Source organism: Candidatus Thermoplasmatota archaeon (assembly GCA_022848865.1).
GTDB lineage: Archaea > Thermoplasmatota > Thermoplasmata > RBG-16-68-12 > JAGMCJ01 > JAGMCJ01.
This window is the reverse complement of record JAJISE010000045.1, coordinates 1-15,373: the sequence shown is the minus strand read 5'-3', so window position 1 is coordinate 15,373 and position 15,373 is coordinate 1. Positions and strand designations below refer to the sequence as shown.

15 protein-coding genes are annotated in these 15,373 nt (G+C 58.1%); 3 read left to right on the top strand and 12 right to left on the bottom strand.

Features of this window, described 5'->3' with window-relative positions:
• Both LN415_08200 and LN415_08195 read left to right on the top strand, forming a co-directional pair.
• Nucleotides 1-253 (top strand): hypothetical protein (locus tag LN415_08200; protein ID MCJ2557067.1); only part of this gene is annotated, 253 nt, incomplete at its 5' end.
• Between the two features lie 115 nt (nucleotides 254-368).
• Complete coding sequence (locus tag LN415_08195) at nucleotides 369-3,779, top strand: hypothetical protein (GenBank protein MCJ2557066.1); 3,411 nt, start codon at nucleotides 369-371, stop codon at nucleotides 3,777-3,779.
• Here LN415_08195 and artA read toward each other — a convergent pair.
• The 11 genes from artA to LN415_08140 form a co-directional block, all read right to left on the bottom strand.
• Entirely contained in the window at nucleotides 3,772-4,641 is an 870-nt protein-coding gene (artA, locus tag LN415_08190; GenBank protein MCJ2557065.1) for an archaeosortase A, read from the bottom strand. The two genes, LN415_08195 and artA, sit on opposite strands and share 8 nt — an antisense overlap.
• 417 nt (nucleotides 4,642-5,058) lie before the next feature.
• Nucleotides 5,059-5,196, bottom strand: a complete 138-nt coding sequence (locus tag LN415_08185) for a hypothetical protein (protein MCJ2557064.1) — start codon at nucleotides 5,194-5,196, stop codon at nucleotides 5,059-5,061.
• Entirely contained in the window at nucleotides 5,196-5,813 is a 618-nt protein-coding gene (locus LN415_08180) for a V-type ATP synthase subunit D (protein ID MCJ2557063.1), read from the bottom strand. Before LN415_08180 ends, LN415_08185 begins: the two co-directional genes overlap by 1 nt.
• On the bottom strand, nucleotides 5,788-7,197 hold the full coding sequence (locus LN415_08175) for a V-type ATP synthase subunit B (GenBank protein MCJ2557062.1): 1,410 nt from the start codon (nucleotides 7,195-7,197) through the stop codon (nucleotides 5,788-5,790). The genes LN415_08180 and LN415_08175 overlap by 26 nt, the downstream gene beginning before the upstream one ends.
• Complete coding sequence (locus tag LN415_08170; protein ID MCJ2557061.1) at nucleotides 7,194-8,972, bottom strand: V-type ATP synthase subunit A; 1,779 nt, start codon at nucleotides 8,970-8,972, stop codon at nucleotides 7,194-7,196. Before LN415_08170 ends, LN415_08175 begins: the two co-directional genes overlap by 4 nt.
• Nucleotides 8,973-8,985: 13 nt before the next feature.
• Nucleotides 8,986-9,285 (bottom strand): V-type ATP synthase subunit F, encoded by a 300-nt coding sequence (locus tag LN415_08165; GenBank protein MCJ2557060.1) that lies wholly within the window; start codon nucleotides 9,283-9,285, stop codon nucleotides 8,986-8,988.
• Nucleotides 9,286-10,368, bottom strand: coding sequence for an ATP synthase A1 subunit C (gene ahaC, locus LN415_08160; protein ID MCJ2557059.1), 1,083 nt, complete (start codon nucleotides 10,366-10,368; stop codon nucleotides 9,286-9,288).
• On the bottom strand, nucleotides 10,359-10,910 hold the full coding sequence (locus LN415_08155) for a hypothetical protein (protein MCJ2557058.1): 552 nt from the start codon (nucleotides 10,908-10,910) through the stop codon (nucleotides 10,359-10,361). The genes ahaC and LN415_08155 overlap by 10 nt, the downstream gene beginning before the upstream one ends.
• Nucleotides 10,911-10,926: 16 nt before the next feature.
• Nucleotides 10,927-11,145: a V-type ATP synthase subunit K gene (locus LN415_08150; GenBank protein MCJ2557057.1), complete on the bottom strand. Its 219-nt coding sequence runs from the start codon at nucleotides 11,143-11,145 to the stop codon at nucleotides 10,927-10,929.
• Between the two features lie 5 nt (nucleotides 11,146-11,150).
• The gene (locus tag LN415_08145) at nucleotides 11,151-13,136 is read right to left on the bottom strand and encodes a V-type ATP synthase subunit I (GenBank protein ID MCJ2557056.1); all 1,986 of its coding nucleotides are present in this window, start codon (nucleotides 13,134-13,136) and stop codon (nucleotides 11,151-11,153) included.
• Complete coding sequence (locus LN415_08140) at nucleotides 13,129-13,476, bottom strand: hypothetical protein (GenBank protein ID MCJ2557055.1); 348 nt, start codon at nucleotides 13,474-13,476, stop codon at nucleotides 13,129-13,131. The genes LN415_08145 and LN415_08140 overlap by 8 nt, the downstream gene beginning before the upstream one ends.
• Nucleotides 13,477-13,629: 153 nt before the next feature.
• Here LN415_08140 and LN415_08135 point away from each other — a divergent pair, with 153 nt between their 5' ends.
• Nucleotides 13,630-14,400 (top strand): PAC2 family protein, encoded by a 771-nt coding sequence (locus tag LN415_08135; protein ID MCJ2557054.1) that lies wholly within the window; start codon nucleotides 13,630-13,632, stop codon nucleotides 14,398-14,400.
• Between the two features lies 1 nt (nucleotide 14,401).
• On the opposite strand, the gene LN415_08130 is transcribed toward LN415_08135, so the two are convergent.
• Nucleotides 14,402-15,373 (bottom strand): malate dehydrogenase (locus LN415_08130; GenBank protein ID MCJ2557053.1); only part of this gene is annotated, 972 nt, incomplete at its 5' end.

Genomic DNA, 15,373 nt, shown 5'->3' with positions numbered 1-15,373 from the left:
AACGCTCGTGGACCTGGATGACTGGGTGGATTCCACGATGAAGGAGGCGGGCAAGATCCCCGTCATGATCGCCCTGAACAAGGTGGACCTCGAGGACAAGGCCGAGTTCGGTGACAAGGAGGCCACGGAGATCGCGAAGGCGTTCGAGGCGCCCTTCACGTACGCCAGTGCGAAGACCGGAGAGGGCGTCCAGGAGGCCTTCGAGGCGGTGGGCAGGATGGTCATCGAGAGTCAGCTCGGGATAATCCTGTGATGCTGGATGCGCTCTTCGATATCTTTAAGTAGAATCTGTCTCATTGAAACCGAGAGTTCTCCTATCGAAGGGGGAGAACGCTGGGGGAGGAGGGAGAAAACCTCGAGGTAAGCCGATGAAGCCGGAAAGCCTCCGAAGGCGAAGCTGCCTCCTGCTCGTCTCTGTAGTGGTACTGCAAGCGGCGTTCCTCATGGGGCTTCCCGCGTCCTCTGGCTCGGACCCCGATGTCGTGGACAACCTCGACGGGACGAAGACCGCGACCTGGGATCTCGATGACCCGCTGAACTACTCGCATTCCGGCGTCTCAGTCAGCGGTGGAGTCGCCGAGCTCGAGCGGGTGAACGTGAGCTTCACTGACACGACGGAGGGAGACTTCCTTGACGCGGAGGCGGATCACAACATCAGCATCGACGGTGGCAACTTCATCGAGCTGAGCGGGAACTCTGGAGACCTCATCTCTGTCGGCGACTTCTCTTCTAGCGGGCCGTGGAGCGACGGCACGACGCCTGATATCACGACGGGCTGGAATGGGACCGCTGAGAATGCCTTCCTCAAGCACAGTAGCGGGGAGGTTGATGTTCAGTTCGACAGTATGGATGACATTGCCGGAACGGGGTGGAGCGGCACGGTCTCACCCGGTGCTGGAGTCACGCCAAATCAGGAGACGACCATCGTTATCGAAGGACCTGGATCGCTCAATGTTTCGTATGTGCCTAATGGCGATCCTACTAGATGGGGAGGAGTTGAGCGGGGTACTGGAGGCAACCCGGATTGGTCAGCGTACAACCGAGTTGTCTTCAGGGGAAACACGACCTACACTGGATCTGATTTGCTGATATTCGTGAACTTAAGTGATGGAGTGGAGCAGAGTCTCTCGGCACTACAGATGTTTCCGGGATGGCGGTACTACAGTTTCTCCCTCCTAGAATTCACAGGCGACCTCTCTTCAATTGCGACTATCCGAGTTCTTGCCACAAACGTCACCGTTCCCGTCCTCTTCTACGTCGATGACATCCGTCTCACATTCCACAAGAGCTTCGGGCAGACGGCGTACATCAACCAGACCTTTGTGAAGCCCGACCCAACCTCTGGACAGCCGCACGGTGTGGTCCTTACCTTCGACTACCTCGTCGAGACCGTGCAGGGCGCCTCGCTCTACAACGCGACCGTCAGGGTCAACAACTCTGGGAGCGACTTCACCTGGAACAAGACGTTCGTTTCCACGCAACAGTGGACATCCATGTACTTCGATCTGAGCTCCTACATGATGGCAGCGGACACCTATCAGATATCGCTCTCGCTGCATCTCATCGTGGATACCTCCGCCGCCTGTCAGGCGGACCTGAGATTCGATAATGTCTCCATCATCTGGCCCGACTACAACGATGGCTGGCTCGCGTCTCAAGTTTTCGATGCTTCCTTTAACACGACATGGGAGAACATATCCTGGGTCGAAGGAACACAAGATCCCGCGTACAACGTCTCCGTGAGAACGAGGACAGGGGACACATACCCGCCAAACGGCTCTTGGAGTCCGTGGTCCCTACCGCTCACGAATTCCTCCGGGGAGCCGATACAAGATCCCTCCGCCAAATACATCCAGTACAACATTTCGCTCACGACGACGAACGCCAGCCTAACTCCGTTCGTGAACTCCGTAACGATCAGTGGCTGGCAGTATTCCCCGACAGGATTCGTGCGAACAATGGACTTCACGCCCGCCGAACCGCTCGTTGGCTGGAGGGAGTTCAACGCCTCGCACGCAATCCCGCCCGCCTGCGATATCACCTACTGGTACTGGGACGACATCGCATCGAACTGGATCTCAACGACACCGGGCGCAAGCCTGTCCGCGCTGACCGCTCAGAACATCACCATCAGGGCGAATCTCATGACGACTGACACGACAGTCACGCCTCAGCTGTACAACATGAGCCTGGACTACGAGTTCCTCGGGGCTCTCGATCACATCGTCATCGATCCGACCTTCTGGAGCGGGACCGCCGAGGACGTTCACGACTTCGACGCGACCGCCTACGACGCGTACGGGCACGTTCTCTCGATGACGTTCACTTGGACGACGACGGATGTGAACGGTTCGGTCGACCCGAACGGGATGTATGTTCCCCATGACGCAGGTTCCTGGATCATCACCGCCAGCGCAGGCGGCCTTTGGGCGAACGCGACCGTGGATATCGCGCCCGCGTTGATTAATAGCTTGGAGATAACCCCCGCCTCCTGGGCCGGAACGACCGACGAGTCCGTGGACTTCGACTGCAGGGGCTACGACAACAAGAGCAACGAGGTCGTCATCACGCCCGTCTGGAACACGACCGACCCGCTCGGAATAGTGGGCGTCACTGGGATATACTACCCGGGCTCGGCGAACACTAGCGGGAGCGTCTGGACGGTGTACTGCAACGATACGAACTCCTCGATGAGCGCGAGCGTTCAGGTCACCGTCACACCGGGTGCGCTTCGCATAGTGAGGGTCTTCCCATGGTCACTGGGCACGATAACCACGGACGACAACATCACCCTCTACTGTTACGGATACGACTTCTTCGACAACTTCATCGGGCCCGTGAACGCGAACTGGTCCCTTTCCGGGAACTTCGGCACGATATCCCCTGAGCGGCGAAACTACGCGGTCTTCGATCCCATTCTAGCGGTAAGCGTTGGGAACATCACCGCCCGCCACGACGACAACCTGTCGGCGGTGACGGATGACTTCCTCATCGTCCCCGGGGCACTGGCGACGCTGGAGGTGATCCCGGACACGGTGGACCTCAAGGTGGGTCAGAAGCAGGTCTTCTTGGCCGTGGGATATGACGGCGACGGCAACGAGGTGGAGATAGCCCCGATCCAGGTCGTCTGGACGAGCAACGTGGGCTCCGTCACGCAGAACGAGCTGAAGGCCCAGACGATATCCGACAGCGGCTGGATGAACGCAACGGTGAGCGGCGTCACCGCCTCGGCGTCGGTGAGGGTGCGAGCGCTCGCCCCGCCGATCTGGGACGTCCTGTTCTTCCCCTGGTCCGCATTCATTCTCATTGTCGTGCTCGCGGTCCTGATCTTCGCGTGGCGCAGCATCAGGGAGATGTACGCCGTCGAGGACATGTTCATCGTGGGCAACGAGGGCAGGCTCATCGCTCACAGGACGAGAAGGCTGCACGCGGACAGGGACGAGGATATCCTGGCGGGGATGCTGACCGCGATACAGGAGTTCATACGCGACTCCTTCAGGGAGGACGATCAGCTGAGGACGTTCGAGTTCGGAGAGAAGAAGATACTCATCGCCAAGGGCTCGCACATCTACGCTGCGGCGTTCTTCGCTGGCAACCCGCCCAGGTGGGCGGAGAGCACCATGGCGGCTTTTGTTACGGACTTCGAGACGAGGTACGGGTTCCACGAGAAGAAGTGGTCGGGCGACGTGACCTCGCTCGAGGACCTGGACGAGATGATGGCCCTCATCGTCGGGGTGAAGAAATACAAAGAGGGCGACTGGGAGCGGAAGCTCAAGTAGGCTTCTTCTTCAACAGCCGCTCGTAGATGTCCTTCGGCTCGTGCTTTGGCCCCTTTCTCCACAGCAGGTCGAACGAGCCCATTATGTTGTCATAGAACTGGGGCAGGATCTCGAAGAGCAGGACGACCAGTCCCACGAGCGTGAGGAGCGATATCATCTTCCCAATGGAGCCGTGAGCGAGCTCGAAGCTGACGCTCTGGACGTCGTAGAGGTGTATCACGACCACGTTCCTCACGAGGTTCATGATGTAGATCACGGGGATGCTAATCCCGAGCGCGATGCCCCTGCGCTTCCACTTGGCCTCCGTGGAGACGATGAAGCTCACCGCGACCGCAAGGGCCTGTATGGCGGTGCAGGCAAGGATGATGTGTATGTCCGCCTCCCTGATCGGGACGTAGATCTCATCTGCGGAGACCCTGTACCAGCTGAACCCGCCGGGGTAGTGGATGCCCTCGGTCCAGTAGTTGCCGCCGAACGCGTTCAGCAGGGCGACCGTGTGGTCGGCGACGACCTGGATGAGGTTCCCCGCGAGGAACGGGATTCTGTCGACCGTGAAGAAGATGCCCGCTGCGAGGAACGTCGCGCCCGCCAGGAACTTGAGCGGCTGGTACTCCTCCCGCCAGCGGTAGGAAAGGAACTCGTGATATGCGAAGAACATGAACGCGGGCAGGGCCAGCGCGCTCGCGAGGGCGTTGAAGACGTCCACCGCCGCGATGTAGTCGGGTATCTGGAGCCACCAGAAGATGCCGAAGACCGTCCATCCCGCCGCGCGGACGAGGTGGCAGCGGTTGTGCTTCCAGAAGAAGCCGGCTGCGAGAAGGGCTATCGAGACGAACAGTAGGACGTCGGCTATCCCGCTCATTCACCAGTTTATATTCTGCGCTGATATTTCCCGCTTTCCATCGCATTCGGACTCCGAGCTTCTTCCACGGATCTTTCACCAGGAATGGGGAACTCATTTGAGCAGCGTGCACGGGACGGGTCGTGACAAACCATAGGCGAATCCTAAGCTCCGCCCTAGGTTTCCCTAAGGTCCCGCCTGGGTTTCCTGTGACATCCTAGGGACTTACCATAGACTTACCATAGACATCCTTGTCGAATCCTGCTTCTTCCTTGTGGGTTTCTTGTCGGATCCTTGTCGAATCCTGCTTCTTCCTTGTGGGTTTCTTGTCGGATCCTTGTGGAATCCTTGCCGAACCCTTGCTATTCCTTGCAGGATCCTTGCTGTTCGCTGTGTCTCCGTACTAGAAGCAGTTCTGAGCCCGCTACCCTTGCAGGCTCATCCAAAGACGGACAGAACGATCAGCCCAAGCCCGAAGAGCATGAAGGCGGTCGATATCCAGAACAGAATGCGGAAGAGCCGCATCTTCCCCTCGGGGGTCTGATACATCTCGACGAACTTGTCGATAAGGCCCATCAGGCCTCCTTGAACCTCTTCAGGCGGAAGATGTTCTCCCGCTCGAGCTCCTCCAGCCGGAGCCTGATGAACGCCTCCTGCGATTCGAGATTGGGGATGACCCTGAACTCGAGCGCGTTGACCCTCCTTCGCGTTTTCTCGATCTCGTCCAGCAGCCTGCGCATCGTGGTTTCGATCTCCGCCGCGATGACGATGTCCTCCACCAGGTCCTCGAACGCCTCGGCCGCCTCGTCGATCCTGGAGGACGTGCCTATGATGCCGTAGCCCCGCTCGTCGATCCTCTTCTTGACGCTCCTGGACTGGATCTCCGGAACGACGATGCCCATGATGTTCTTCGTTGTGAGCTCCATCTCCGGGTTCTCGAGCGCGGCGAACGCGGCCGACTTGACGCCTATCGTGCCCTCGATCGCCTTCGCGATGGATAGCCTCTCCATGGCGCGGTCGTACTTGTCCTGGATGCCGGACCTGATGCCCTTGGCCTTGTCTAGGATCTTGAAGAACTCGGCGATGAGGCTGTCCCTCTTCATCTTGAGCAGTCTGTGCCCGGTCGTGGACAGCTTGATCTGCTTCTTGAGCTCGAGAAGCTCCGACCTAGTCGCCTTGTACTCCCTGACCATCCTCTCCCTCTCGGCGTTTGGGGTAATACTTCTCCAACGTGACCCTGTCTATCTTCGTCAGCATCCTCTCCTCCAGGCCGGCGAGCATTTCCCAGGAGATGCCCAGCGTTCTGAGGATCTCCCTGTCCTCCTCCCTGCCCTGCCGGACGAACTCGGCCTCGAACACGTCCGCGAAGTCGAGCAGTTTCCTGTCCCTCCCGGAGAGGGCCTCCTTTCCGACGATCGCGACCAGCCCGCGGAGGTCCTTTCCTTCCGCGTAGGCCGCGTAGCACTGGTCCGAGACCTGCTTGTGGTCCTCCCTCGTCTGCTCTGCGCCGATCCCGGCGTCCATGAGCCTCGAGAGCGACGGGGAGATGTCTATCGGCGGGTAGATGCCCTTCCTGTGCAGCTCCCTTGAGACGACCAGCTGGCCTTCCGTGATGTAGGCGCTCAGGTCTGGTATCGGATGCGTGATGTCGTCGTCCGGCATCGATATGATCGGGATCTGAGTGATGGAACCCTTCTTGCCGTGTATCCTGCCCGCCCGCTCGTACATCGTCGCCAGATCAGTGTACATGTAGCCCGGATAGCCCCTCCTTCCGGGAACCTCTTCCCTGGCGGCTCCGATCTGCCGGAGCGCCTCGCAGTAGTTGGTGAGGTCCGTGAGAATGACGAGGATGTGATAGTCCTGCTCGTAGGCGAGGTATTCCGCGGCGGTCAGTCCCATTCGCGGCGTGATCAACCGCTCGACGGCCGGGTCGTCGGCAAGATTCAGGAACAGGACCGCCCGCTTGAGCGCGCCCGTCCGCTCGAAGTCCTGCATGAAGTACTGCGCCTCCTCGTGGGTGATGCCCATCGCGACGAAGACGACCGCGAACTCCTCCTTCTCCTCACCGAGGACCTTCGCCTGCCTCGCGATCTGGAGCGCGATCTCGTTGTGCGGAAGTCCGGAACCGGAGAATATCGGAAGCTTCTGCCCCCTGACGAGGGTGTTCATCCCGTCTATGGTGGAAATCCCGGTCTGTATGAACTCCTCTGGCGGGGCTCTTGAGAATGGGTTGATCGCCGCGCCCAGGATCTCGATCCTCTTCTCGGGAATCACTGGCGGTCCCCCGTCCAGCGGCTCTCCGGAGCCTGAGAGGACGCGGCCCAGCATATCCTTGGACACGTTCAGCTTGACGGTCTCGCCGAGGAACTTGACGCTCGAGCTTCTGTCGATCCCGGCGGTTCCCTCGAAGACCTGTACGACGACGATGTCCTTCGATGTGTCGAGGACCTGCCCCCTCTTTCTCGTTCCGTCCGGAAGGACGATCTCCACGAGCTCGCCGTAGCCGACCCATTCCGTCTTCTCCACGAAGATGAGCGGGCCCGCGATCTCGCTGATGGTCCTGTACTCCTTGGTCAGGAAATCACCTCCTTCTGCCTGAACTCCTCGTCCATCTTGTCCGTGACCCTCTTGAGTTCGCCCGCGAAGTCCTCCTCGTATTTCAGTTTGCCCAGGAGCGTTATCGAGTCCATGTCCGCCAGCTCCTGATAGGTCACTTCCAGCGACAGAGCCTTCTTCGCAAGGTCCGAGAACCTCTTTATCGTTGCGAGCAGCTCGTACTGCCTCTCAAGCGGCGCGAACGTGTCCACGGGGTGGAATGCGTTCTGCTGCAGGAAGAACTCCCTTATCATCCTGGCAACTTCGAGCGTCAGCTGCTCGTCCTCGGGGAGCGCATCGGAGCCCACGAGCTGGACGATCTCCTGCAGCTCGGCCTCGCGCTGGAGGATGGCCATGGACCACTCACGAAGCTCGGACCAATGAGGACTGACGTTCTCGACGAACCAGTCGCTGAGCGTTCTGTTGTACAGGCTGTAGGACGTGAGCCAGTTGATGGAGGGGAAGTGCCTCCTCTCTCGCAGCCTCGTGTCGAGCGCCCAGAAGACCTTGGTTATGCGGAGGGTTCCCTGGGTCACGGGTTCGGAGAAGTCCCCGCCAGGCGGTGAGACCGCACCGACGACGCTGACCGAGCCTTCGGCCCCTGAGAGCGTCTTGACCCGCCCGGCCCTCTCGTAGAACTCCGACAGTCTCGAGGACAGATATGCGGGATAACCTTCCTCGCCCGGCATCTCCTCTAGACGCGAGGAGATCTCTCGCATGGCCTCGGCCCATCTGCTCGTGCTGTCCGCCATGAGGGCGACGTCGTATCCCATGTCCCTGTAGTACTCTGCGATCGTGATGCCAGTGTAGACGGACGCCTCTCTGGCGGCGACGGGCATGTTGCTCGTATTCGCGATGAGGACGGTGCGTTCCATGAGAGGAGCTCCCGTCTTCGGATCCTCCAGTTTGGGGAAATCCGTCAGGACCTCCGTCATCTCGTTCCCCCGCTCACCGCACCCGATGTAAACGACTATCTCGGAGTCGCACCACTTGGCCAGCTGGTGCTCGGTCACGGTCTTTCCCGTGCCGAACCCGCCGGGGATGGCGGCGGTTCCGCCTTTTGCGACGGGGAAGAACATGTCCAATACCCTTTGGCCGGTGATCAGAGGGATCGAGGGCATCAGCTTCTCCACGGACGGTCGCGGCACTCTGACCGGCCACTTCTGCATCATCGAGATCTTCTGCCCGTTTTCGAGCGTGCACACCGTGTCGGTGACGGTGAACTCTCCCTCTCTTATGTCGGTGACCTTCCCCGACATCTTCGGCGGGCAGAGCACTCTGTGCTCGGTGTGAGTGGTCTCCTGAACCTTACCTATGATGGTCCCGCCCTGAATAGTGTCGCCGACGGCGACCGTGGGCGTGAATCCCCATCTCTTCTCTCTGGAGATGCCAGGAGCGGAAACGCCCCTCAGGATGAAGTCCCCCATCGTCTCGGTGAGGACCTTCAACGGCCTCTGTATGCCATCGTATATGGTCCCCAGCAGACCGGGTCCGAGCTCCACGACCAGGGAGGCCTTCGTATCACGGACGGGCTCCCCCGGCTTGACGCCGCTCGTGTCCTCATAGACCTGGATGATCGTCTTCTCCCCTACTATCTGGATGACCTCGCCCATCAGCTTCTCATGACCCACTTCAACCACGTCGTACATCCTCGGATGGATGCCCGTGGCGGTGACGACTGGACCCGCGACACGGTAGATCTCGCCTGCTGTCTCCCCCACGGGGCGTGTCATCTCGGGTCTCTCGATCTCTTCCATTCCTCTTCCTCCCTTAGCTCTTGTACAAATCGACTCCAATTGCCTTCTTGACCTTCTCCCTGAGGTCCTCCTCTTGCTCCGCGCCAACACTTATGACAACGGGGTGCGAGCTGGCCATTATCCTTCTCTTGGCGCCCGCACTGACCTTGCCCAGCGAACGCGCGGAAAGGACGAGGATGCCGACGCGCGTGTCCTGCAGAACGTCATTGATGACGGACTCCAGCTCCTCGTCCTCTGCTGGATACGTCTTCCTGATGCCCACGAGCTTGTACCCGAGAACGAAGTCCTCATCCCCGACGACAGCTATCTCCACTCAGATCACCAGGAGGTCCCATATGGTGGACTCGCTCAGGCCGTCCCGCTTCCCGCGCGCGATGATCCTGATGTTCTCCACCTCGATCTCTTTCGATATCATGTAGTCCAGAACCGGAAGTATCGATAGGGGATGGAGGCTCGAATACCTCGATGCCTGTCTCTGATGATGCTTCTCAAGGGCTCTGGCCACGTCATTGAGGCCCTTCGTCTTGACCTCCTTCAGGGGACCCGAGATGTCATCGTAGAAGGAGTACTTCTGCAGCCTCGGAAGCAGATCCTCAAGCGACAGTGGCATGAACGTATCGAGCTCCTCCTTGGACAGCTCCAATCCACCCTCGATGAAGACGTCGCGCTCTATCCTCTCCGCGTCCTCTCTGGTCCTCAGAAGCGTTCTGAGGTTTATCATGTCGATCTCCTTCCTTATGAACATCCTGAACAGCTTCATCGGCTCCGTCGTTGGAGGCACGACCTCGAGAAGAAAGGAGTAATACGTACGGTCAAGGGCGTCCTCGAAGACCGAGATCGGCGGGAACTCCTCGTCCTCGCCCTTGGCTTCCTGGAGGGCAAGATCGTAGATAGTGTTCTCAAGCTCCTCCATGACCTCCTCGACGGTCTCCTTCTCGGCAAGCTTCTGGAGGAACTCCGTTGAGAACGAACCCGCAGGAATGAGGTCCTCGATTATCTCCTCGTTCGCGGCGCCGTAGGATTTGCCTCGTATGATTGTCTTGATGTTCCAGACGTCCCAGCGGTCCAGGAACCTGGAAATCATCGTTCTGAGGTTGCCCTCCGAGAACTCGATTATCTGCGTGAAGACCTCGGCAAGATTGTTGCGTGTCGCCATCTCGATGAGGTCCACGCCCGAGTACTTCGCCCCGAGGGCGAGCATCTGCTCCCTGTACTGGCCCTCGCCGAGTAGCCGCGAGATGCTCGGAGTCTCCATCTTCAGGATCCTTGCGTAGCTGTCCTTCGAGATCAGTTTGCTCTTTTTCCCTTTGACTCTCGCACAGACGTAGGGGTAGTTACCGAGCTCGATGGGTATCTTTCCCTTGAGCTTCTGTCTCAGCTTCCCCATTATCGCCATAGGACCTGAGCAACCTCCCTCACGGAATCCTCCCATGTCTTCTGCATCAGAGTCTCGTACGTAAGGTCCACGGTGGTCTTCCCGTCTATGCTCTCGATGACGATGCCTCCAAGGACCGGTCTTGTCCCCGCATAGCTTTCGCCGACGATCGACTGAACGATCACCCTGTCCCTCTCGTTGGAGTGGACCCTTCCAGTCCTCACATCGGCCATGTGAGCACTGAGGAGTCGTCTGAGGACCGCATCGTTCGAGGGGAGAACTCGCAGGCGTTCCAATGCCTCGGAGTAGATCAGGTCCAGGATCTCCTTCTGAGCTTCGAGCGCTATCCTCTTCACTTCGAGGTCCGCCCTCGCCAGGTCCTGCACTCTTCTCTTCTCCCCCAGGACCTCAGCCTCCTGGACTCTGCCGTTCATAGCCTCGGTCCCTTTCTTCTTAGCTTCGGCGTTTATTCCACTCGCTTCTTTCTTGCCACCGCTGACTATCTCCTCGGACTCCCTTCTTCCAGCTTCTAGGATGCCCTTGACTACGGATTCTAGTCCCATTGTGAATCCCTTTGTCCTAGACTTTACCTACCAATAGGAAGGCTATGACGAAGCCGAACAGCACGATGGTCTCTGGGAGCACCATGAAGACGATGCCCTTACCGAAAAGGGCTTCATTCTCTGCCATTGCTCCGACTGCCGCAGCGCCCACGACCTTTTCTGCCCATGCCGTCGCGAAGGCTGCTCCCACCATCGTAATGGCGGCTGCCATTGCCAACAAACCAGGGTCTGCCATTCCTCTTACACCTCCTGTACTTTCCTTATTCCGAAAGGTCTGAAGTCGATTCCATTTCCTTTGAAGAACTTCATGAACCATTCCACATAGTGGAGCCTAAGTGCCTGGATGCCCGCTGAGACCGCGCCCAGCATGAACACGGTCGCATGAGCAAGAAAGAGGAAGATAGCGCCCATGATAATCATTGCGATGTTCCCATCCGCGTAGAAGATCATGGGCATACAGACCGTGTTGAACGCGATCGCCGTTGCACCTTTTGCCACAGCGACGCCGGCGATTCGAGCATAGGAGAACGTGTTTGCCACGAGACCGACTATCTCAATGATGGCAAGCCCGCCTTCACCTATGACGAGGAGCGGCATACCAGCAACTACTAGGACTACACCCACATAAGAGATCTGTAAGCTTCCGAAGAACACGAACGACTCCAGCATTGCGTCTCTGATCGGATAGGTGAGATTGGCGAGGTCGTTGAACCAAATGGCCTTCGGAACGACAAGGCCTTCTGCCTGCACCGCAACCCTCAACAGCACGATGACAAGACCGATCAGAACTAGAAGCCATCCGAACTTCGCCAGTGCATGCTTCTTGTTGCGCTTTCTCTCATTCATGACGCCGAAGATGAACCCAATCCCGAGGTGAACACCAGCCGCGAGGATGGACAGAGCGATGAGATCCATTGCCCCGAACTTGCCGGTCTTGTGAATGGGCGCGTTATACGGAATGTCGATGCCCATCAGGTTGAACCCGAGCCAAGGGGCGGGGGTCTCTCCGGGAGAGGGGTGATAGTGAAATGCAATGCCGAAAGCGTCACCGTACAGGAACATCCCGAAGAGCGTTGCGAAGAAGCCCGACACGAACAGTATCCACATCAGATTGGAAAGCTCTGGTATGTCTTTCAGCTTCCCCCTCAGCCACAAGCCAACTGCCATCATGACGAGCCCGTATCCCAGGTCGCCAATCATGAGCCCGAAGAAAACGGGGAATATCAACGAGAGAACCAGGGTCGGGTCCACTTCATCATGGCTCGGAGTCGAAAAGATCCGAATCAGGAATTCGAACTTGCTCACATGGATCTCCGGGTTGTCCAGCAGGACGGGCGGCTCTTCGTCCTCCCTGTCTATGGTGTCCGCGAAGATTCCCTTCATGTCCTCAAGGGCCTTCTTCAGTTTCCTTGCGTCGTCCCTCGGCACCCACCCGTCGATCACGAACGTGTGTTCTGTCGTTGCGAACCTGAGTGGCGCCTCCGCCTTCTCCGCTTCGACAGCCAGGGTCTCCTCGGCGGAAAGGATGAATGTTGAGTACTTCTGCCCCAGCTTGTCGAGCCTCTTCTCCGTGGATGACAGCTTCTTCTCCCACTTCTCCCTCTGAGCCTTCATCTTGACGAGAAGCTCCTTGGGGTCACCGTCCATGTCCGGGAGGTCCACCTGAGTGAAGCCCTTGCTTCCGAGATACACCGTGGCCTCTTCTGCTCCTTCAATGGGCACGAACAGGGCCACGAAGCGTTCCCTCTCGAAGAGCTCGTAGTCCTTCAGATGGGAGCCGATGTCGGAAAGGTCCCTTGTGACACGCCCCACGTGCACAGAGAGAGACTCGTAGTCCCTGTACATGTCGAGCGTCAACGGAAGTGAGGCGAAGGGCGTCATATGCTCGATGCGCGCATCCAGGGTGCTCAGCAGTTCTTCCGTTCTCTTGCGCGAGTCATCGGTCTCAGAGAGGTTGATCTCCAGAGCACGGATTTTGCTCCTCATCTCGGTGTCGACTTCCAGAGCCTCTTTGTCTCCTTTCTCGCCGACATCCAAGATGCTTGAAATGGATCTGAGCTTGACCAGGTCCTCGGAGACGGAGGATGCCCTCTCGAGGGGCTTCCCAATGGCAAACGTCTCATCCTGCTCGATGAAGTCCAGTATGTGAAGCGTCTCCTCTTGATAGAGGGCTTCTACGACCTCATCGAGGGATTCCCGGGGCCCGAGGACGAGAACCCTACTCATTTCTTTCGGTCTCAGCATGCAATACCCCGTCCTCGAACTTCTTGATTAGAAATGCAACAGCCTCATCAACCTTGTCTGCAGCCTGAGCCTTGAGCGACTCAGCCTCTTGTCTTCCAGCTTCGAGAAGCTTCTCCCTTTTCCGTTGGATTTCCAAATCGACTTCCGAGAGCTTCTCCTTGTGAAGCTCCGTGGCCTTCTTCTCCATGTTTTCCAGGACGAAGAGGCTTTCCCTCTTTGCGTTACGGATGATCTTCTCTTTCTCCTTCAGAGCATCGCTCTTCATCTTCTTTGCCTGCTCTTCAGCATCCTTGATTCTCGTGAGGGTTTCGACCTTCTTCATGGGTTCATCTGCGGTATTCAGCGAGTCGATTTAAAGGTTTCGAGTCTGGGTCAGACGACTTTCTTCGTGGCGAAAACAGGGTTCTCCCGCCATTCTCATTGCGTGCTGTTCGACACCCGCTTTCGCATTCCGCCAACGATATATAGTGACGGAATGATTGAGGTCACGGGATGTCAGATGACCGTCGAGATTGAAATTAGGAAGTTCAAGGATTTTGACCTCAGGGGAGGGACCATCATCGAGGGATTCCCCACCGTGGGACTCGTGAGCACGATCGCCTGTAGCTACATGATCTCCGCTCTTGACCTCGATCAGATATGTGCACTGGAATCGGAGCACTTCCCTCCCGTGTCCATGATATACGCGACGAAGCCGAAGTTCCCCGCGCGCATTTATGCGAGGGAGGACATCAAGCTGGCGGTCTTCATAACCGAGTTTCCGCTGCCCTCAGAGCTCCACAGGCCGATCGCTCGGTCCATTCTATCCTGGGCCGCCGAGCAGGGATGTGAGAGGGTGATAAGCCTTGAGGGTCTTCCCGCCGAGAACATCGAGGAGGAAGCCGAGGGGAAGAAGCCGACTGTCTGGGGAGTTGGAAGTACCGATGAAGCCCGCCAAGAGCTCAAAGAGAACGGCATCGAACAGATCGAGGTCGCCATGATATCGGGCGTCTCCGGCGTTCTGCTGAACGAGGGAAGATGGAGGGGCATCAATGTCGCGAGCCTCCTTGCCGAAGCGAGGCCAGAATATCCAGATGCCCACGCCGCCGCAGAACTCGTCAAGGCAGCCGATCTGTTGATACCAGAGGTCGAAATAGACCTCGAGCCCTTGTACGAACAGGCAAAGGAGATAGAGGACAGCTTCAGGAAACTGGAGCAGCAGGTAAGTCCGGTGATACGCGAACCGCACGTCGCGATGTTCCGTTGAACTAGACGGGCGCGGGCGGGATGAAGTCCTTGTTCGCCATCATCGCCTCGGTCTGCTTCCGTGCCCTTCCTATCATGAACTCCGCTTTCTCGAATATCTCCTGGCGCGACAGCTTCTTCCGGGCGACACCTTGCTCAATCGCCTTCATCGCCACGGCAGTCGCCTCTCTCGGGAAGACCTCCCACTGGTCCATCGTCGGGACTATGTATTCCTTGTGGATCCCGTGGTCCTCGGCGGTCTTGGCGATCTCGTAGGCGGCCGCTATGCACATCTCATCCGTGATGGTACTCGCGTTGACATCGAGCGTTCCCCTGAATATCCCGGGGAAGCCGAGCGAGTTGTTGACCTGGTTCGGGAAGTCCGATCTTCCCGTTGCGACGATGACGGCTCCCGCCTCCTTCGCCTCCCACGGCCATATCTCGGGAACCGGATTGGCCTCTGGAAAGATTACAGCGTCCGTGGCCATGGCGGACACCCATTCCGGCTTGATTGTTCCGGGGCCGGGCTTTGAAGCCGCGATGCACAGGTCCGTGTCCTTCATCGCATCCGCGACACTCCCCGTTCTGCCCTCACCGTTCGACTCGAGGCACATCTTCCACTTGTCCACGAACCAGTCCTTCTTCTCCTCAATATCCTTCCTTCCCGGTTCGAGTATGCCCTTGCTGTCTGACATGATGATGTTCTTGATCGGAACGCCAGCCGTAATGAGAACCCTAGAGGTCGCGATGTTCGCAGCACCTGCACCGACCATCGAGATGAGGACCTCGTCAAGCTTCTTGCCCACGATTTTCATCGAGTTAATGGTACCCGCAACTGAAATCGTTGCAGTCCCCTGCTGATCGTCGTGCCACACCGGGATCTCACACTCGTCACGCAGAGTGTTGAGAATGTTGAAACACTTGGGTTTCTCGATGTCTTCCAGGTTGATGGCCCCAAACGTGGGCTGGATCCACTTGACGAACTGGATGATCTC

Bases quoted from the DNA above. Each gene is read 5' to 3' on its own strand.
- LN415_08195 (MCJ2557066.1), top strand. From the start codon at position 369: ATGAAGCCGGAAAGCCTCCGAAGGCGAAGCTGCCTCCTGCTCGTCTCT.
- artA (MCJ2557065.1), bottom strand. From the start codon at position 4,641: ATGAGCGGGATAGCCGACGTCCTACTGTTCGTCTCGATAGCCCTTCTC.
- LN415_08185 (MCJ2557064.1), bottom strand. From the start codon at position 5,196: ATGGGCCTTATCGACAAGTTCGTCGAGATGTATCAGACCCCCGAGGGG.
- LN415_08180 (MCJ2557063.1), bottom strand. From the start codon at position 5,813: ATGGTCAGGGAGTACAAGGCGACTAGGTCGGAGCTTCTCGAGCTCAAG.
- LN415_08170 (MCJ2557061.1), bottom strand. From the start codon at position 8,972: ATGGAAGAGATCGAGAGACCCGAGATGACACGCCCCGTGGGGGAGACA.
- ahaC (MCJ2557059.1), bottom strand. From the start codon at position 10,368: ATGGCGATAATGGGGAAGCTGAGACAGAAGCTCAAGGGAAAGATACCC.
- LN415_08155 (MCJ2557058.1), bottom strand. From the start codon at position 10,910: ATGGGACTAGAATCCGTAGTCAAGGGCATCCTAGAAGCTGGAAGAAGG.
- LN415_08150 (MCJ2557057.1), bottom strand. From the start codon at position 11,145: ATGGCAGACCCTGGTTTGTTGGCAATGGCAGCCGCCATTACGATGGTG.
- LN415_08145 (MCJ2557056.1), bottom strand. From the start codon at position 13,136: ATGAGTAGGGTTCTCGTCCTCGGGCCCCGGGAATCCCTCGATGAGGTC.
- LN415_08140 (MCJ2557055.1), bottom strand. From the start codon at position 13,476: ATGAAGAAGGTCGAAACCCTCACGAGAATCAAGGATGCTGAAGAGCAG.
- LN415_08135 (MCJ2557054.1), top strand. From the start codon at position 13,630: ATGATTGAGGTCACGGGATGTCAGATGACCGTCGAGATTGAAATTAGG.